Source organism: Pedobacter sp. R20-19, assembly GCF_000708265.2.
Taxonomy (GTDB): Bacteria; Bacteroidota; Bacteroidia; order Sphingobacteriales; family Sphingobacteriaceae; genus Pedobacter.
The window spans coordinates 416,512-433,871 of sequence record NZ_JCKI01000001.1; the positions used below are offsets into that span (position 1 = coordinate 416,512).

At 37.3% G+C, this 17,360-nt stretch carries 19 protein-coding genes; 9 read left to right on the forward strand and 10 right to left on the reverse strand.

Annotated features, from left to right (window positions below):
* Positions 1 to 144: 144 nt before the first annotated feature.
* Complete coding sequence (locus tag AN34_RS01855) at positions 145 to 828, forward strand: M15 family metallopeptidase (protein ID WP_029281695.1); 684 nt, start codon at positions 145 to 147, stop codon at positions 826 to 828.
* A gap of 76 nt (positions 829 to 904) precedes the next feature.
* On the opposite strand, the gene AN34_RS01860 is transcribed toward AN34_RS01855, so the two are convergent.
* Genes AN34_RS01860 through AN34_RS01870 form a run of 3 tightly spaced genes read right to left on the reverse strand, consistent with a single transcriptional unit; the run spans position 905 to position 3,867 of the window.
* Positions 905 to 1,405 (reverse strand): histidine phosphatase family protein, encoded by a 501-nt coding sequence (locus AN34_RS01860; protein ID WP_029281697.1) that lies wholly within the window; start codon positions 1,403 to 1,405, stop codon positions 905 to 907.
* A 26-nt stretch (positions 1,406 to 1,431) separates the two neighbouring features.
* Complete coding sequence (locus tag AN34_RS01865; protein ID WP_029281700.1) at positions 1,432 to 2,481, reverse strand: aminotransferase class I/II-fold pyridoxal phosphate-dependent enzyme; 1,050 nt, start codon at positions 2,479 to 2,481, stop codon at positions 1,432 to 1,434.
* A 54-nt stretch (positions 2,482 to 2,535) separates the two neighbouring features.
* The gene (locus tag AN34_RS01870) at positions 2,536 to 3,867 is read right to left on the reverse strand and encodes a D-alanyl-D-alanine carboxypeptidase (RefSeq protein ID WP_231625468.1); all 1,332 of its coding nucleotides are present in this window, start codon (positions 3,865 to 3,867) and stop codon (positions 2,536 to 2,538) included.
* 47 nt (positions 3,868 to 3,914) lie between these two features.
* On the opposite strand from AN34_RS01870, the gene AN34_RS01875 reads away from it, so the two are divergent.
* The 6 genes from AN34_RS01875 to AN34_RS01900 all read left to right on the forward strand — a co-directional run bounded on the left by AN34_RS01875 (position 3,915) and on the right by AN34_RS01900 (position 10,707).
* Positions 3,915 to 5,162, forward strand: coding sequence for an aspartyl protease family protein (locus AN34_RS01875; RefSeq protein WP_029281704.1), 1,248 nt, complete (start codon positions 3,915 to 3,917; stop codon positions 5,160 to 5,162).
* Between the two features lie 86 nt (positions 5,163 to 5,248).
* Positions 5,249 to 7,765 carry a zinc-dependent metalloprotease gene (locus tag AN34_RS01880; protein ID WP_029281706.1) on the forward strand — a complete coding sequence of 839 codons (2,517 nt, stop codon included), beginning with the start codon at positions 5,249 to 5,251 and terminating at the stop codon, positions 7,763 to 7,765.
* A 197-nt stretch (positions 7,766 to 7,962) separates the two neighbouring features.
* Positions 7,963 to 8,829: a phosphodiester glycosidase family protein gene (locus AN34_RS01885; RefSeq protein WP_029281708.1), complete on the forward strand. Its 867-nt coding sequence runs from the start codon at positions 7,963 to 7,965 to the stop codon at positions 8,827 to 8,829.
* A 14-nt stretch (positions 8,830 to 8,843) separates the two neighbouring features.
* The gene (locus tag AN34_RS01890) at positions 8,844 to 9,770 is read left to right on the forward strand and encodes a hypothetical protein (protein WP_029281711.1); all 927 of its coding nucleotides are present in this window, start codon (positions 8,844 to 8,846) and stop codon (positions 9,768 to 9,770) included.
* A 104-nt stretch (positions 9,771 to 9,874) separates the two neighbouring features.
* Positions 9,875 to 10,066: a cold-shock protein gene (locus AN34_RS01895; RefSeq protein ID WP_025141747.1), complete on the forward strand. Its 192-nt coding sequence runs from the start codon at positions 9,875 to 9,877 to the stop codon at positions 10,064 to 10,066.
* A gap of 113 nt (positions 10,067 to 10,179) precedes the next feature.
* Entirely contained in the window at positions 10,180 to 10,707 is a 528-nt protein-coding gene (locus AN34_RS01900) for an alpha/beta hydrolase (protein ID WP_029281713.1), read from the forward strand.
* A 66-nt stretch (positions 10,708 to 10,773) separates the two neighbouring features.
* On the opposite strand, the gene AN34_RS01905 is transcribed toward AN34_RS01900, so the two are convergent.
* The 4 genes from AN34_RS01905 to AN34_RS01920 all read right to left on the reverse strand — a co-directional run bounded on the left by AN34_RS01905 (position 10,774) and on the right by AN34_RS01920 (position 12,976).
* Positions 10,774 to 11,256 (reverse strand): hypothetical protein, encoded by a 483-nt coding sequence (locus AN34_RS01905; RefSeq protein ID WP_029281715.1) that lies wholly within the window; start codon positions 11,254 to 11,256, stop codon positions 10,774 to 10,776.
* Entirely contained in the window at positions 11,253 to 11,834 is a 582-nt protein-coding gene (locus AN34_RS01910) for an RNA polymerase sigma factor (protein WP_029281717.1), read from the reverse strand. The genes AN34_RS01905 and AN34_RS01910 overlap by 4 nt, the downstream gene beginning before the upstream one ends.
* A gap of 189 nt (positions 11,835 to 12,023) precedes the next feature.
* Positions 12,024 to 12,344, reverse strand: coding sequence for a multidrug efflux SMR transporter (locus tag AN34_RS01915; protein ID WP_029281719.1), 321 nt, complete (start codon positions 12,342 to 12,344; stop codon positions 12,024 to 12,026).
* A 68-nt stretch (positions 12,345 to 12,412) separates the two neighbouring features.
* A complete protein-coding gene (locus AN34_RS01920) occupies positions 12,413 to 12,976 on the reverse strand; it encodes a Crp/Fnr family transcriptional regulator (protein WP_029281722.1) in 564 nt (187 codons plus the stop codon).
* Between the two features lie 123 nt (positions 12,977 to 13,099).
* Here AN34_RS01920 and AN34_RS01925 point away from each other — a divergent pair, with 123 nt between their 5' ends.
* Entirely contained in the window at positions 13,100 to 13,465 is a 366-nt protein-coding gene (locus AN34_RS01925; protein ID WP_029281724.1) for a DUF6249 domain-containing protein, read from the forward strand.
* Positions 13,466 to 13,514: 49 nt separating this feature from the next.
* On the opposite strand, the gene AN34_RS01930 is transcribed toward AN34_RS01925, so the two are convergent.
* The 3 genes from AN34_RS01930 to AN34_RS01940 are packed head-to-tail and all read right to left on the reverse strand — an operon-like array spanning position 13,515 to position 15,622.
* Positions 13,515 to 13,937: a hotdog fold thioesterase gene (locus AN34_RS01930; RefSeq protein ID WP_029281726.1), complete on the reverse strand. Its 423-nt coding sequence runs from the start codon at positions 13,935 to 13,937 to the stop codon at positions 13,515 to 13,517.
* Positions 13,927 to 14,436 carry a DinB family protein gene (locus tag AN34_RS01935; RefSeq protein ID WP_029281728.1) on the reverse strand — a complete coding sequence of 170 codons (510 nt, stop codon included), beginning with the start codon at positions 14,434 to 14,436 and terminating at the stop codon, positions 13,927 to 13,929. Before AN34_RS01935 ends, AN34_RS01930 begins: the two co-directional genes overlap by 11 nt.
* The gene (locus AN34_RS01940; protein WP_029281730.1) at positions 14,417 to 15,622 is read right to left on the reverse strand and encodes a HAMP domain-containing sensor histidine kinase; all 1,206 of its coding nucleotides are present in this window, start codon (positions 15,620 to 15,622) and stop codon (positions 14,417 to 14,419) included. Before AN34_RS01940 ends, AN34_RS01935 begins: the two co-directional genes overlap by 20 nt.
* A gap of 215 nt (positions 15,623 to 15,837) precedes the next feature.
* On the opposite strand from AN34_RS01940, the gene gltX reads away from it, so the two are divergent.
* Complete coding sequence (gltX, locus tag AN34_RS01945) at positions 15,838 to 17,346, forward strand: glutamate--tRNA ligase (RefSeq protein WP_029281733.1); 1,509 nt, start codon at positions 15,838 to 15,840, stop codon at positions 17,344 to 17,346.
* Positions 17,347 to 17,360: the final 14 nt, after the last annotated feature.

A 17,360-nucleotide genomic window follows, 5' to 3' on the forward strand; every position in this document is an offset into this window, starting at 1 on the left:
TTCTAGTCATTGCGAGGTACAAAGCAATCTATTTAGAAAGGAACCGATAGAAATAAGAAAATAAATAAGAGTAGAGTTGTCAACTTTAATAGCAATATGGTTAGAAAGTTGACAACTCTTTGCCATTGATTTAAACCAGTCTTTATGAAAATCAAATTCTTAATATTTTTTCTTCTTATTTCTTTTTCTGACTTTGCGCAAAAAAAGGCAGTATCTGCAAAGAAACTGGTGGTTGTAAATTCTTATAACCAATACCTGGCGTCAGTAAAAACCAATCCTAATTATGAATTGGTTGAAATCAAAAAGGCCATTCCAAACATTACGCTGGATATTCGTTATGCAACGAAGAATAACTTTATGAAGCAGGTGATGTACAAGCAAGCTAGGGCATTTGCCCGTAAACCTGTTGTTGCTTCATTGAAGAAAATTCAAATGGAATTAAATAAGAAAGGCTATGGATTAAAAATTTTTGATGGCTATCGGCCTTATATTGTCACTGTAGCGTTTTATAAAAAAGCAAATGATAAAAACTTCGTAGCCAATCCTGCTAAAGGTTCCAAACATAACCGGGGTTGTGCGGTCGACCTTACATTGATCAACTTAAAAACAGGTAAAGAGCTTGTGATGCCAACCTCTTATGACAGTTTTTCTGCAGCCGCTGCGGCAAATTATGAACCCGTTACGGCAGAGGTGAGAAAGAACCGTAAATTCCTGATGACTATCATGAAAAAATATGGCTTAAATGTACTGGAAAACGAATGGTGGCACTATGACTTTGCAGGCTGGCAAAACTATCCGATCATGGATATTCCTTTTGAAAAACTTTAAGTTTGTTGAATAGTCATTGGTCATTAGTTCATTTGTTTGGGTGTTTAAAACTCCATTCCCAGCTCTCAACTCCATACTACAAATGATGTGGCCTTCCAAACTGATCCATCTTCACTTTAGCCTTGTCATCCTTTATTATTAAGCGAAAAATATAATCGTAATCATCTTCAGTGAACATTTCCTTTGGTCTTTTGCCACCAAAAGCTTCAATAATTTCTAGAACCGTATTGGAATGGCCAGCCACTATAACCGTTTTGCCCACATAGTTTTTCTTAACGGAATCAACCAATGATTTAGGATCATTATAATTAATCACTTTGGGGATGATGAGTGAATCTAAAGTTTGATGTGTTCTTTTGTAAGGTGTAGAAAAGGCCACATCAAACTTTGTTTTTTTAAGAAAAGTGGCCAGATCACCAGCCCTGATTTTGCCTTCATCTGATAGGTTAGGATCCTTATCTTCAGGATTTGTTTTATCTTTTTCAGCATGTCGCACAACCCATACTTCAGTAGTTTGTGCGAAGTTAACTTTAGAAAATATTAAACATAAGAAGAAAAATAGGAAGAGTTTTTTCATTTTATAAAGATTGAAAAATTTATCAGTTAAGAAAATTTTTTTATGGTATTCACCAGATGGTCTATATCTGAAGATTGGTGCCAGCTACATAATATGACCCGATTGATAGGCATGCTATTTTGGTTAGGGTAAGGAAAGGAGGATATTAAAATTTGATGATTCAAAAGGTGCTGATCAATTTCCTGGAGATGTGTTAAAAATGCCGGGAAGCCAGGTTCAAAATTCCACTGGTGATTGAGGTGGTTTGTGAATCGATTAATATTATCCTGAAGTTTAGCCCACTCGCTTTGGTAAATGGGTTGCGCATGAATGAAAGCAAACATACCTGCGGCAGTTGGGGGTGAGGCTCCAACAAATATATTGGTTCTTTTTAACTCTGAAATAATTTTTGCAGTACCCAACACTAATCCGGCATCTACACCCAAAGCTTTAGCCATTGAAGCAACAACAACGCTACTGATGTTTTTCTTTTTTGGTAAGGCAGATAGCGCACTTAAACCCTGATGATTTATCCCAATGCCATGAGAATCATCAATAATTAAAATGATATTATTCTCCTGGTCAATATGATTTAGAAAGTTAAAATCATAAATTTCCGGAATCAGGTTATTCATCGCATTACTAATTAACACCCAGTTTTTTTCAGCTGAAGTATTGATGAACTGAAGGGTTTCTCTGCTCCAGTTGGTGAAAGTACCGTAAGCTTCGGGTTGTTCATTTATCCAAAGGGAAGGATGTGTATTTGGGGCATAAATTACCTGGCCAAAGGCAGAAAGTTTTTTAACGGTTAATTGAGCGGCTAAGTAACCACTTGAAGTGATCAATGCGTCCTGAGCCATGTAACGCTCTGCAGCAACTTTTTCAGCCTCCTGATAGATGCCCAATTGAATATTATTGCTGCGGCTGGTGCCATTATTTAAACCAAATCTTTTCAGTCCTTCAAGATATAAATCGCTAAAAGCCTGATGTTGTGGAATCCCCAGATAGGCTGTTCCGCCGAAGTACAAATATTTCTCACCACAGATCGTCATTTCGTTCGAAAAGGCTTGATTGAGCATTCTTAATTTCTGGTTCATGACCTGATATTGATTTCGTTAAGGCGCATCATTTGAGACATCATAATTAATATGCTAAAACTCATCATGAATATAGGTCATTATCCTCACCATTTCAGCCCTCACTTCAGCTGTTGGCCTAACGAAATTATTGTTCATGAATGAATAAATATAAGTTTTGCCTTTTTTGGTTAATACATATCCACTTTGATTATGTACACCGCCTAATGATCCGGTTTTGCCATAAATAAACGGTTGATCGGTTTTTGGATATGCACTTTTCAAGGTGCCGGATTTACCACCAGCAGGGAGCATATTAAAAAGCTTCTCCCGGTTATTCACCAGTTTATAGATCGAGTCTAGCAGGTAAACGTTATCACGGGGTGTAAACAAGTTTTGGCGGGACAAACCAGAACCATCCGCCCACTGTACTTTATCTGGCAAAAAGGATAAGTATTTTTTGGTCACATACTGAATAGCCTTGGTCGTGCTAAGTGTATCTCCGATCTGATTAGAACAAAGCAATAGCAGGTGTTCAGCTATAAAATTATCGCTAGGTAACATCATGTGTTTCAATACTGAATCCCTTGCTGCACCAAGTAGTGTTTGCGCATCAGCAGGAATTTTCATTTTCATCACCCCAACTGGTTTATGCAAAGTATCAGCCAATACCTCAACGGTGGTTTGTATACTGGTTTTATAAGGGTTTTGTTGGTTATAGCCAGGTTTTATAGCTACAGCCGGATAACTGAAATGGTTCACTAAAAAATCTCTGGTTACCTGAAAATTTCCACTGGTTTTTGTAGAATCAACTTCAAAACAGGACGCAAAAACTTTAGGCACGATATTGATTTTGTTTGAATTGATATAGGTTGAGGTAACCATATTATCCATGATGGGCATTTCGGTAATCTCTGGCTGATAATAATAATCGTAATCATCCCAACTCCAGCCATTGCCAAAAAAAGATCCTGAATATCTGCCCGGAGCAAAAAAGAGCTTTTTGTTACTCTGCTGAAGAAAATGATATGCGGATTGATCCTTTATCGCAAATTGTAAAAATGAGGGGTCTCCCGTTCCCCAGAAAATCAGGGAATCGTTTCGTTCCACATACTTTAAGGCAGGCATCCGTTCAGGCAACATTTGTAAGCTCGCATAAAAAGTGTAAAGTTTGGTGTTGGATGCGGGTGTGAAATATTTATCAGCATCTTTCTGAAAGATCATTTTTTTGTCTTCCATATTGTACAAAGCAAAACCCACCTCATATTGCTTAATTACCTCAGAATTTTTAAATGTTTTAGCTACTTTTTTTGCAATCATCTGGTCTGTAGAACAGCCAATTAAGCCTGATGTGATAAAAATTATAACTACTAAAGATAAATAATGGACTTTGGGAATAAACATCATGCTGGATTAGAGTGACAATTGCCAACTAATTTATTAAATTTAATTTAATGTTAACCAAATATGCCATTGTAACCTTTTCAGGATGTCGCAAACTAATCATTTGCCTGATCTGCCTTTTGGCTTTTATTAAGGGTTACGGGCAGGAATTTGCATTTCCAAAGCATAAATTAAAGCAATCCGTTTCGTTTAAGTGCATTAAAAATCTCATTATTATTCCATTGATGGTGAATGGAAAAGGGCCTTATGATTTTGTTCTGGATACAGGGGTTGGGCCTTTAATTATCACAGAACCAGCTATTATTGATTCGCTTGACTTTAGTGCCATGCGTAAGATCAAGTTATCCGGCCTTGGTGTAGAAAGTGTTGATGCTTATGTTTCGCAAAACGTATCTGCCCAATTAGGGAAAGCAAAAATTAAATACATTCCAACCGCTGTTTTAAAAGAAGATTTATTTAATTTATCAGGCCATTTAGGAATTAAAATTTATGGCTTGATCGGCTTTGACTTCTTCAATAGCTTTATTGTAGACGTTCGGTATAGCCATAACAAACTTATTTTTTATGATACAAAGAGTAGAGTAAAATACCGTGGATCAAAAATTCCAATCCTGATTGAAAAACAAAAGCCATACATTGAAGCACAAGTGTTGATTGATGATACCGTAAAGGTAAAGACCAGGTTGATTATTGATACCGGTGCAAGCCATGCTTTATCTATGGAAATGTTAGATAAAGGTGCTTTCCCTGCACCATCTAAAAAGGTAAAAGCAAATTTAGGGATGAGTTTAAGTGGAGAAATCAAAGGTTATGTTGGTCGCATTTCGAAGTTTTATATCGGCAATTATACATTTGATCAGGTTGTTGCGGGTTTTCCGGATTTTGAATACATATCAAAAAGAATTGACCTGAGTAAACGGAATGGAAATTTAGGCGGTGAGATTCTGCGGAAATTTGATATCCAATTCAATTATCAGCAAGGTTTTATATCTGTGAAGCCAAATTCCAATCGAAAAAAGCCGTTTCAACACGATATGGTAGGCATGGTCGTTTACCTGGAGCAGAATGAATTTAAAAGGGTATTAATTGGCGAAGTGGATGAAGGCTCACCCGCCGAAAGGGCTGGCTTTATGCCTCATGATGAAATTATAGGGATAGATTTTAAACCCATCGAATTCTATACTTTAAATGACATTAATGAACTTTTTAAATCATTGCCAGGCAGAAGACTCCTTTTCGAAATCTATCGTGATAACCATACTTTATTCAAATTTGTTCAACTGGAAAAAAGAATCTGATTTGACCCGTAATTTTCTAGTTACACGTTGGATTATGCTGTAACAAGCCTCTAACTTCGGGCTCTATTATATCATATCACACATCAATGAAAAAACAACTTAGCGTACTTGCTTTTGCGGGTATGGTTGCACTTGGTTTGGCAGGATCAAATTCAGTATACGCACAAAAGAAAAACAAAAAAGGCACCACTAGCCCTGCCGTTCCGGCAACAGCTACTTCGGCAGCAATACCAAAAAAAGATGGCATCAAACCATTTGCTGAAATTATTACGGCTAAAGCCATAACCACCAATGGTTTATTTAAAACATACAAGGTTGAGGATAAGTGGTATTTTGAAATTCCTGATAGTTTAATTAACCGGGAAATGCTGGTGGTTACCCGTTTGGCAAAGTCACCAGTAGGTGTAAAAGTTGGCAATCAGCAATATGGCGGGGAAGAATTAAACGAACAGGTTTGGAAATGGGAGCGTAAAGGCAAACAGGTTTATATCCGTGTGCCAAGCTATGCTACAAAAGCAGATCCAAATAGTGATATGTATGAGTCGGTTAAAAATTCAAACCTGGATCAGATTTTGGCTGGATTTGAAATTAAAGCCTTAAATAAGGATACTACAGGTGTGGTAATTGATGTGACCGATTTTTATAATGGTGATATTATGGCGATTGGTGCTACAGACCAAATCCGTAAGGCATATAAAGTTATTGCATATGATGCAACCCGTTCTTACATTGATACCGTTAAAACTTTTCCGATTAATATTGAAGTTAAAACGGCTAAAACTTATAAGGCTGCAGAATCACCAACAGATAACAGTAATGGTGCGGTAACATTTGAATTTAATACTTCGATGTTATTATTGCCTAAAACTCCCGTAAAAGCCAGAATTATGGATAGCCGTGTGGGTTACTTTGGGCAATCACAGCTTGATTACGGAACTGATGCACAGAAGGCAGAGCGAACAGCTTATATTCACCGCTGGAATTTAGTTCCAAAAGATACTGCTGCGTACATGAGGGGCGAGTTGGTTGAGCCGGTAAAACCGATTATTATTTACATTGACCCTGCTACACCAAAAAAATGGGTACCCTACTTAATTCAAGGCATTAATGACTGGCAGGCCGGCTTTGAAGCTGCGGGCTTCAAAAATGCGATTATTGGTAAGCAAGCGCCAACCCCACAAGAAGATCCGCAGTTTAGCGTAGAAGATTCACGGTATTCTGTTGTACGTTATTTCGCATCTGATATTGCAAATGCTTATGGGCCTCATGTGAGCGATCCGAGAACCGGGCAGATTTTGGAAACCCACATTGGTTGGTATCATAATGTGATGAACCTGTTGCGCAACTGGTATTTTGTACAAACTGCAGCAATAAACCCTGATGTACGTAAGGCCAAGTTTTCTGATGCACAAATGGGCGAATTGATTCGTTTTGTATCATCGCACGAAATTGGTCATACCTTAGGTTTGCCACATAATTTTGGATCGAGTTATGCTTATCCGGTAGATTCATTGCGATCAAAAACCTTTACAGATAAACATGGAACCGCACCTTCAATTATGGATTATGCCCGTTTCAACTATATTGCCCAACCGGGTGATGGCGTAACAAAATTACACCCACAAATTGGTGAGTATGACAAGTGGGCCATTAAATGGGGGTATTCATGGATTCCAGGAAATAAAACAGCCGAGCAGGAAAAGGAAATTTTAAACCAATGGGTGTTAAAAAATGCAGGCAATCCATTATACTTTTACGGCCGCCAGGGAACAAGCTTAGATCCGCGTTTACAAAGCGAAGATCTGGGCGATAATGCCATGAAAGCCAGTACTTATGGTATTGCCAACCTGAAACGTATTTTGCCAAATGTAGAAAAATGGACTTACCAGAAAGGAAAGGATTACAGCGATTTAAAAGAAATCTACAATGAAATTATTGGTCAGTTTAATCGCTACATGGGGCATGTAACAACAAATGTTGGTGGCTTAAGTGAAAACTTTAAAACGTATGATCAATCAGGTCCTGTTTATGCCTATCTGCCAAAAGCAAAGCAAAAAGAAGCGGTTACTTTTTTCAATCAGCAATTGTTTACTACCCCTTTATGGCTAATCAGCAATGAACAATTAAATAAATTTGATAATGGCGTATTGTTAAACCGCATTAAAGCGGTTCAGACTAATACCTTAGGAAATCTTTTATCTGCGCCACGCCTGGCCCGTTTGCTGGATAATGAAACAAAAAACGGACCTGCGAAGGCCTACACTATGCCACAATTATTTACCGATTTAAGAACTTCTGTATTTGCCACAGGCAGAGCCGATGCATTTAAACGGAATTTGCAGCGTGCATATGTAGATCAATTGGAAAACCTGATGACCAAAGAAGCTGAGCTTCCGGTAGGATTACCAGTTGATTATGCTGCGGGATATGGCTTAACACCAGTTAATGTAGGTTTATCTGATATCAGGCCATTGGTTAGGGCAGAACTGAAATTATTATTAGCCACTACAAAAGCCAGATCAGCTGCAGGTGATGCGATATCAAAAGCACATTATGAAGATTTGAATATCAGAATCAAAGATATTTTAGATCCAAAAAAATAAATGATTGAATTATTGAATTGGGATGTTACTTTGCCAATCATTCTATAATTCACTAATTCAGTCATTCCATCATTCAGAAAGCGGAGTCAATCACTAAGTTGGTTACTCCGTTTTTTAGGTTAATAAGTTATTATAGAATTATTAATGCCTTAATCTGAGTTTTAACACAATTCATACTTTTACGAAAATTGAATCGTATGTTGAAAAAATCATCCCTTGCCATCGTTTTATTGCTTTTTGGATTATATAGTATAGCTCAGGAAACAGATTCACTAACAGTAGTTAAAACCAAATGGCAGAAAACCAGGATTGCCAGACAAGTAAAATTATTCAGGCATCATTTTAACCATCAAAATCTTTTCGGATCAAATGAAAATATTTCTTTTGTCGAGATCAAGAATTCAGGCAGAAAAATAGTTTTTGCATTAGGTGCTGAGGAGAAAGAATTAATTACCACCAGCGATTTTGGTGTAAGAGACACCGCAATAGTTGCCATAAACGGTAATTTTTTTGATGTGAAAGATGGTGGGTCGGTTGATTATGTTCGCCTTAATGGGAAGATTATTAACACCAACAGGTTAGATAAGAAGGGTAACCGGGCAAAGCATCAACAAGCAGGTGTGGTAATTGATCATGGAATACTGGCCATTAAAAAGTGGGATGGTTCTGAAGATTGGGAAACAAAATTAACAGCGCAAAATGTTTTGCTAAATGGTCCGTTATTAAGGTATAATAACCAAAATGAAGTGTTGGACACCACTTCTTTCACTCGCCTTCGCCATCCGAGAACCTGCCTGGGAATTAAACCAAATGGCCGTGTAATTTTGTTAACAGTTGATGGTAGAAATGAAAATTCGGCAGGTATGAGTTTAATGGAGTTAACAAGTTTTATGAAATGGCTGGGTTGCACCGATGCTATTAATTTTGATGGTGGCGGCTCCACGACCCTATGGGTTGATGGAATGCCAGATTATGGTGTGGTTAACTATCCATCAGATAATAAAAAATGGGACCATGAAGGGCAGCGTAAAGTAGCTAATGTGGTGTTGGTTAAAAAGAAATAATTATTTTAGCGCCAATGATTCAAAATATTCTAAAACTCTTTTTCATCGTATTGATCTTATCCGCATGCAATTCGCGGTCTAAAAAAAATGATGCGACTTTAAGAGACTTCAGTTTTGCGCCTGTGAAAGGAATCCGGTTTGAAGAAGTAAAACGTCGATTTAGCGATAACCTGTCTTTCAATAAAGAAGGTTTTATGCAGGAACCCTCATGGATTATTGAGGTGGCGGCAGAAGATACCATGATGGCCTGGAGTCCACAGAAGCAAAAAATGCAGAAATTTTATCTACAATATGATCATGGTAACGTTTATAATTTTGCTGAAGAGTTTTTTAAGGTGAAACACATCAGTAAAGATAGCCTGGTTTTCCAACGCATTCAGGTAGATGGGCGGGTAATTGCCGATGATATCCGTTCGGATGTAAACATGACATTTTATGCGCAGACCTACATCAAAAATAAATTGAAAACAACAGCATCAGCCTTGCGGAAACCATCAAAAGCCGACACCTTGTTTATTAAAAAACGATCAGACGAGGTTAATCGTACGGGTACAGCAGCCTTTGCTGCCAGGGTGCCTGTTCAGTTTATACCGAAGAGCAAGATTGTGAAAGTTGAAAAGTTTAGTACGGTAGATAAACTACAGAAAAGAACAGCGGCTTACGATTATATGTTCCCTCAATATCGAATCGAAATTCAACGCGCTTATAAGGATTTTGCCTATGAATGTTTGGCTGTTGTAGACTACACCGGAACAATGAGAATTGTTAATGTAAATGGTGTTTTGCCTGATGCAGTAGAAGGGAAAAAAAGAATGATGCAGGGCGTAGCAGATATTTATATTAGAAACCTTTTTAATGTTATTCCTGGAACTACCCTTGGAATTCCACATAATAGTGAAATTACGGTTATGATTGTGGGTAAGGCAATTAAAAAGCCTTAGTAATCTGGTGTTTACAAAATTTTAACGTTAAAAAAATGTTAAAATTTATTTTGATTTTAAAAATTAAAACTTACCTTGCAGACTTAATTTTAATATTTAATACAATGCAAGAAGGCACAGTAAAATTCTTCAATGTAACTAAAGGTTTTGGCTTTATCGTACCTGCTAACGGCGATAGCGAAATTTTTGTTCATTCAACAGGTCTTATCGACGAAATCCGTGAAAACGACAAAGTACAGTACGAAGTTGCTAACGGTAAAAAAGGCTTAAATGCCGTTAATGTGAAAGTAATTTAATTTATTATCATATTTACAAAAAAGCCTCGATCTCAGTCGAGGCTTTTTTTTGTTCCAAACCATTTTAATAAAAGCACTTCGTTTAAAAGAAGGGCCTATAACTGCTATTTTATATGACGAATTACTTTATTATTCCTGGTTTGGGCAATTCAGGCCCTGATCATTGGCAAACACACTTCGAAAACTCAGGCAAAAATTTCATTAGAATTGAGCAGACGGATTGGGAAACACCCACATCAAGTGATTGGATTACAAACATAGAGGAAGCATTATCTGGGTATGATTTATCTACAGTTGTTTTAATTGGCCATAGCCTTGGCTGTACAGCCATTGCCAATTGGGCCAAACACTATCAAAAGAAAATTAAAGGCGCTCTATTAGTAGCGCCAAGTGATTTGGAAGCACCGAAATATACCTTCGATACTATTGGCTTTGACCATGTAACGTTGGATAAAATTAATTTTAAAACCATCGTAGTCGCCAGTACAAATGATGAATGGGTAAGCATAGAAAGGGCTGCATTTTTTGCTGAAAAATGGGGTAGCGAATTTATTAATATTGGTAATGTAGGGCATATTAATGCTGATGCCGGTTTTGGTACTTGGCCAAAAGGACTGGAAATTTTAAAAACTCTAGGTTAAATTTATCTTGCTGAGCTCCAGCAGATTTCGGGCATCATTTTGATCTGCTGGAGCTATTAAGCTTTCTTACTTTTGACTTGTTTTTTTCCTTAACAACTGATCAAGGAAAATTAGTCCAATAACCAGATCCGCAAATAAGAAGCTATAAACCATGGTAGGTGTGATGTATTTATCTAAATTGAAGCTGAAATTAATTTTCTGATCAAAACTAGGCATGGTTAGATTTGAGTTATAAAGTACGTAGCCAAATAATATTAGTACAGAGAGTACGAAAAAGCTACCAATACTATAAATAATCCTTTTATCAACCTTTGTTTTCATCGCTATTGGCTCAGGTTCAAACGCAATGTTTTCCATCACATTTCTGGTGAAAGACATGGAGGGTTCTTCGAGTTCTATTTTATCAAAAGTGAGGTTAAAGCGTACCAATTCTTCATACTGATTTTTAACTTCAGCATCAGTATCTATTTTTTCCTTGATGGCACTTGCTTGAGTTTCATCTAAATTTCCATCAATGTAATCCCAAAGTTGTTGTTCTATTGTATTCATAATAGTTCCTTTACTTCATCCTTTAACAAATATTGTAATTTTTCCTTTAACCGCTGTCTGGCCCGGTGCAGCTTTACTTTTATGGTATTTGAAGCCATACCTAAGGTTATACCAATTTCTTCCAGACTTTGTTCGCCCTGGTAAAATAGAGTTATAATTGCTGCATCGTCTGTAGCCAATTGTGTAATCGCCTGGTTTAAGAATTTATAACTATCTATTTTCTCATATCCATTAGCCATAAACCCAGAAGTATGATTTTCCAGTTGGATAAATGTTTGATCATCACTTATTGATAAGGTATCCAACTGTTTTTTTCTTAAAAAGGTCATGGCTGTAGTATAAGTAATGGTATATAGCCAAGTACTAAATTTTGAGGTCTGCTTAAAAGTGCCAAGTGCTTTATAGGCTTTAATGAAACAATCTTGTGCAATCTCTTCTGAATCTTCTCTATTTTTTGCGAAACGGAGGGCAAGTGTAAATACAAATCGCTGATGGCGTTTAACCAACAAGGAGTATTGATCGGTTTGCCCGTTCAATATCTTTTCGATCAGCATTAAGTCTGTAATTTCCTGCGTCATTCTTTTGGTAAGACTACCATAATGATGATGAGGTTACAGAGGATTTTTATATTTACACGTCGCCGACTTCTGGCTTCGCGATGATATGCTTAGCTAATCTGCGGAGTCTCCGAAATCAGCGGGATAATTTCAAACGTTTTCTCCAGCAGATTTGGTAGAAAAGGTTCGCAGATTTAAAATGAGATGAAGTTAATGGGCCGCAAAAAACTTTAACCCGGCAATAGAGCCAATTAAAGTACAAATAAAAAATATTCGCCAGAATGTCGCCGGTTCATTAAAATAGATAATCCCTACGATTACCGTTCCAACGGCACCAATACCCGTCCATACGGCATAAGCTGTACCCATTGGAAGCATTAGAGTTGCCTTATTCAGCAAAAGAAAGCTCAGGCCAATGCAGATTATAAATGCTGCGGTCCACTTTATATTCGTAAAATTATTAGATAGCTGTAGGCAAGTGGTAAAGCCAACTTCGAAAAGTCCGGCTACAATTAAAATGATCCAGTTCATGTAAAATGTGTTTTAACAAAGGTACCAGCCACATTTTAAGCATCCTTTTACATTTGTTAAAAAACGAATTATTTTCCTGCTCTTATTCTACTCAATGTAACTTGAGTAACACCTAAATAAGAAGCGATATGCTTTAAGGCAACGCGTTTAAGTAGTGCTGGTGATTGTTTTACAAAATCCTGATAACGCTCTGCTGCACCTTTAAAAGATCGGTCTATTAACCGTCTTTCTGTAGCAATCAATTCCTGTTCGGCTATTTTTCTGCCCCAGTTTGCTATTTCTGTGTTACCGTTATAGAGACTAAATAAATCAGCTAGTTTAATTTGAATCAATCTGCAATCTTCCAATAATTCGATGTTTTCGTAACCCGGTTTATTGTTAATGTAACTATTAAAAGAAAAGAGCACATTGCCGCTTTCGCCAAACCAGAAAGTGATTTGCTGGTTTTCGCCGTCTGAATAAGCCCTGGCGATGCCACTTTGCAGCACATAAAAATGTGGCTCTACCCGGTCAGCACGAATTAATATCGTTCCTTTTGGGTAATTAACATCTTGAGCATGTTTCGCAAACTCATGTAGGGAATCATCACTTAATGAATTAAAAATTTCTATATTTTTTAGTTGCTGATACAAGATTTATAAAGCTATTATTTTTTTATGCAATGGTGTAACCTGATTTAAAAGTGTGTTGTCATATAATACAGAACACGGTTCAAAATAAAAGAAACTTAATTAACATATAAAAAAAATATTATTATGGAAGCAGTATTAGTCCCAATGTCAATATTCCTAGGCACATTCGCAATGGTTTTTGGAATCCGCTATTTATCAAATAAAGAAAAAATGGCTATGATCGAACGTGGCATTCATCCTGGTGTTTCAAAATCTGCACCAAAGCCTTACCTAAGTTTAAAGTTCGGTTTATTAATGGTTGGTTTAGGAATCGGACTTTTAGTAGCACTATTTACGGTAAAAGGTGTTTTTGGTCCGGATATGACCCATGCTGAAGAAGGCCAGGCAGTTGCCATTTACTTTGGCTTTTTAGGTATTTTTGGAGGCCTTGGATTAATCACATCCTTCATTATTGAAAAGAAAGCAATAGATCACCAGCCTGTTAAATAAGCTGTTTAAACAAAAAGTTTTTGGAATGTAAAATGCAATCCGAAAACTTTTATTGTGGTTTATTAATAATCGCAACCGTTAAGCGGCTGATGCAATTCATTTTACCTCGATCATCATAAAGTTTGATATCCCAGATGTGGGTTTTAGCCCCACGATGAATAATTTTGCATATCCCGGTTACCAATCCACTTTTTACAGGCCTAAGGTGATTTGCATTTACTTCCAATCCCACTGCTACATGTTTTTCCGGGTCGATACACATATAGGAAGCAATGCTCCCTAAAGTTTCTGCTAAAACCACAGAGGCACCACCATGTAAAATACCGGCTGGTTGGTGAGTGCGTTCATCAACAGGCATGGTGCCGATGATGAAATCTGCACCAATTTCTGTAAATTTAATGTCGAGCAAGCCGCCAATGTGATTTTTAGGGCGATTGTTCAAATCCTCCACTGTAAATTCTTTAAACCACATAATAACGTTCTTTTAGGATTTCAACATGGTGTATAATATGTCCGCCTGTAACAAACAATATCGATTTTACATTAATTTCCCTGCCTGATGCCAACCCTGACCGATGAAGTTTTTCATCATTTAAATTTCGAAACAAGTAAAGATTTGCTTTTCGGAGTACAGCAAACTCTTCAATAAGATCTTCATAATTGCGCTCATTAAAGCGGGCATTAGCAACATAGTCATTTTCATCAAACCCTGGCAAAGGCTGCTTTTCATTTCGGGCGAAACAGGTAATGCGGAAAGCAAAAATACGTTCGCAATCGATGATATGGCCAAGCATTTCTTTCAATGTCCACTTATTTTCAGCATAAGCATAGTTTTCTTTTTCCTTATTTCTTCTAAATAAATCCGGAATGCTAATCGCCTGTTCTTCTAACAGTTGAAAAATATCCTGGTTAACTTTGTTAATGTAAGCTTCGGCCCAGATCGGGTATTCATTAGGCTGTGGTCGGTTCATATCTTAAGCTGCTTTTTAATATTATTCTAAAAGTTGTCCCTTTACCCACTTCAGAGTCTTTTACGAAGATTTCTCCGCTGTGGTAATTTTCCACAATTCTTTTGGTTAACGAAAGACCTAATCCCCAGCCACGCTTTCTGGTGGTGTAGCCAGGTTGGAACACGGCATCAAATTTAGATCGAGGAATACCTTTTCCAGTATCAGTCACATCGATAAAAACCTGTTCTTTAGCTAAATTTTCAATGATGTTGATGGAGATAGATCCTTCATTTTCAATTGCATTCGCTGCATTTTTAAGTAGGTTTTCAATCACCCAGTCAAATAAGGGAATATTTAACAAGGCCCGAACCTGTTCATCTCCTGAAATACTAAATTTAACCTTATCTGATGTTCTTACTTTAAAGTACCTGATAAAATCACTTACTACAATATATACCGTATGATCTTCCAGAATGGGTTTAGAGCCAATCTTAGAAAAACGGTCGGCAATAATTTCCAGGCGCTTAATATCATTTTCCATTTCGGCAATTAATGGATCTTCCTCGGCATCAAATTTAGATTTCATGAGTTCGGTCCATGCCATTAGGGATGATATGGGGGTGCCTAACTGGTGTGCGGTCTCTTTGGCCAGTCCTACCCAAACATGATCTTGTTCATCCCTTCTTGCTGAGCTAAATGCCGCATAAGCAGTAAGCAGGAACAGGAAAATAACCGCCATTTGAATATAAGGGAAATAGCGGAGCTGTGTTAATATGAACGAGTCTTTATAATAAGCCTGATAACTACTGCCTAGAATATTCATGTTTAAAGGCCTGTGTTGGCGACTCATTTGCCTTAACTGATGAACGAAATACAAACTATCATAAGCAAGTGTAGTATCCGTTGCATAATTCGTTTTGGTAGAATCTAAACCAAAATAAGTAGTGATGTTTTGAGAAGAGTCTACCACGATAACAGGTGTTTTGGTGTTTTTTCTAACACTCTCCACCACCTCACGAAAGTTATCATTATCCATTAACAACATGGATCTTTCCTGAACCTTTACCCAAAGTTGAAATTGATTGGCCTCCTCACGTTCCATTTTTTTTACAAAAGAATCGGTGTAAAACACTGATGCAATGCCAATTAGGATTGCGAATATGAGAAGGAAAAACTTCCAGCGGCGTTTCTTTTGATAAGGGTTCATGCTTTGGGTAGCCAAATTACAATAACAAAACGAAAAAAACAGAAAACCATTATGCTTTTTCATAAATGTAAAGGCAATTATGATAGATTCATCACAGATGAAATCATATAAAATGGATGAAAAACATATCTTTGCATCGAGCATAGTGTATATGCGCTTAGAGTAAGGAGTGCACCATGCTCTAAGCGCATATACACTATGCTCGATGCTTAATTATGGATAAGAAAGTTAGAGTAAGATTTGCCCCAAGTCCAACAGGTGGCCTGCATTTAGGCGGTGTTCGCACGGCTTTATTCAATTATTTGTTTGCCAGAAAAAACAATGGAACTTTTGTACTGCGTGTGGAAGATACCGATCAAAATCGTTTTGTAGAAGGTGCAGAAGAATATATTGTAAACTGTTTAAACTGGTGTGGCATTACACCAGATGAAAGCCCTGCAAATCCAGGTAATTACGGCCCATATCGCCAGAGCGAACGTAAACCAAGCTATAGAAAATTTGCAGAACAATTAATTAGTGATGGTTATGCCTATTATGCCTTTGATACTCCTGAAGAGTTGGATGCAAAACGGAAAGACACTCCTAATTTTCAGTATGGTCAGTCTACAAGGATGGAAATGCGCAACTCTTTAACATTAACCATTAGTGAAGTAGAAGATTTGTTGGCAGCAAAAACACCACATGTAATTCGCATCAAAGTACCTGAAAATGAAATTGTGCATTTTAACGATTTAATTCGTGGTGATGTTAGTTTCGAAACTTCATTGGTTGATGACAAGGTTTTGTTAAAAGCAGATGGCATGCCTACCTATCATTTAGCCGTTGTGGTTGATGATAAGGCCATGGAAATTACTCATGCTTTCCGAGGAGAAGAATGGTTACCTTCAGCGCCAACACATATTTTATTGTGGAAATATTTGGGATGGGAGAGTGATATGCCCGCCTGGGCACATTTACCTTTGATTCTAAAACCCGATGGTCATGGTAAACTCAGCAAACGCGATGGAGATCGTTTAGGTTTTCCGGTGTATGCCATGAACTGGACGGATCCTAAAACTGGAGACACTACTAATGGATTTAAAGAAATGGGATTTCTTCCTGAAGCTTTCGTAAACATGCTGGCCTTGTTAGGATGGAATGACGGAACTGATCAGGAATTATTTTCATTAAAAGAATTGGAAGAAAAATTCTCTATCGATAGAATCAGTAAAGCCGGGGCAAAGTTCGATTTTGAAAAATCCAAATGGTATAATCATGAGTGGATTAAAACACAAAGTGCTGAACTTTTATCGCCAGGCGTAAGAGCTGAATTGCAAAAAGCTGGCATTGAAGTGAGTGATGATAAATTCTTAAATACCATAATCGACTTGATAAAAGACCGTTGCAATTTGCTGCCAGATTTTGTAGCACAAAGCGGATATTTTTTTACAAATCCGAAAGAATATGATGTAGCATCTGTTAAACCAAAATGGACGCCAGAAAAAGCTGAATTTTTTAATACATTTTCTGAAACTTTTTCCCTTAATGATGCCGTTTCAGCAGAAGAGTCTTTCAAAGCTTTGGCGGCAGAAAAGGGATTTAAGCCCGGCGAATTGATGTTGCCTTTCCGGATTATGTTGGTAGGTGGAAAATTTGGGCCGGGTGTTTTTGATATTGCTGTTTTATTGGGTGTGGAAGAAACAAAAAACAGAATTTCAAAAGCAATTGAAGTTTTTAATCATTAATTTTTGATGTGAAT

What these genes read in the sequence shown, in the direction of transcription:
- AN34_RS01890 (WP_029281711.1), top strand. Translation starts at nt 8,844, where the DNA reads ATGATTCAAAATATTCTAAAACTCTTTTTCATCGTATTGATCTTATCC.
- AN34_RS01930 (WP_029281726.1), bottom strand. Translation starts at nt 13,937, where the DNA reads ATGTGGTTTAAAGAATTTACAGTGGAGGATTTGAACAATCGCCCTAAA.
- AN34_RS01910 (WP_029281717.1), bottom strand. Translation starts at nt 11,834, where the DNA reads ATGACGCAGGAAATTACAGACTTAATGCTGATCGAAAAGATATTGAAC.
- AN34_RS01860 (WP_029281697.1), bottom strand. Translation starts at nt 1,405, where the DNA reads ATGAAAAAACTCTTCCTATTTTTCTTCTTATGTTTAATATTTTCTAAA.
- AN34_RS01880 (WP_029281706.1), top strand. Translation starts at nt 5,249, where the DNA reads ATGAAAAAACAACTTAGCGTACTTGCTTTTGCGGGTATGGTTGCACTT.
- AN34_RS01885 (WP_029281708.1), top strand. Translation starts at nt 7,963, where the DNA reads ATGTTGAAAAAATCATCCCTTGCCATCGTTTTATTGCTTTTTGGATTA.
- AN34_RS01925 (WP_029281724.1), top strand. Translation starts at nt 13,100, where the DNA reads ATGGAAGCAGTATTAGTCCCAATGTCAATATTCCTAGGCACATTCGCA.
- AN34_RS01870 (WP_231625468.1), bottom strand. Translation starts at nt 3,867, where the DNA reads ATGATGTTTATTCCCAAAGTCCATTATTTATCTTTAGTAGTTATAATT.
- gltX (WP_029281733.1), top strand. Translation starts at nt 15,838, where the DNA reads ATGGATAAGAAAGTTAGAGTAAGATTTGCCCCAAGTCCAACAGGTGGC.
- AN34_RS01935 (WP_029281728.1), bottom strand. Translation starts at nt 14,436, where the DNA reads ATGAACCGACCACAGCCTAATGAATACCCGATCTGGGCCGAAGCTTAC.
- AN34_RS01940 (WP_029281730.1), bottom strand. Translation starts at nt 15,622, where the DNA reads ATGAACCCTTATCAAAAGAAACGCCGCTGGAAGTTTTTCCTTCTCATA.
- AN34_RS01865 (WP_029281700.1), bottom strand. Translation starts at nt 2,481, where the DNA reads ATGAACCAGAAATTAAGAATGCTCAATCAAGCCTTTTCGAACGAAATG.
- AN34_RS01875 (WP_029281704.1), top strand. Translation starts at nt 3,915, where the DNA reads ATGTTAACCAAATATGCCATTGTAACCTTTTCAGGATGTCGCAAACTA.
- AN34_RS01905 (WP_029281715.1), bottom strand. Translation starts at nt 11,256, where the DNA reads ATGAATACAATAGAACAACAACTTTGGGATTACATTGATGGAAATTTA.
- AN34_RS01855 (WP_029281695.1), top strand. Translation starts at nt 145, where the DNA reads ATGAAAATCAAATTCTTAATATTTTTTCTTCTTATTTCTTTTTCTGAC.
- AN34_RS01900 (WP_029281713.1), top strand. Translation starts at nt 10,180, where the DNA reads ATGACGAATTACTTTATTATTCCTGGTTTGGGCAATTCAGGCCCTGAT.
- AN34_RS01895 (WP_025141747.1), top strand. Translation starts at nt 9,875, where the DNA reads ATGCAAGAAGGCACAGTAAAATTCTTCAATGTAACTAAAGGTTTTGGC.
- AN34_RS01915 (WP_029281719.1), bottom strand. Translation starts at nt 12,344, where the DNA reads ATGAACTGGATCATTTTAATTGTAGCCGGACTTTTCGAAGTTGGCTTT.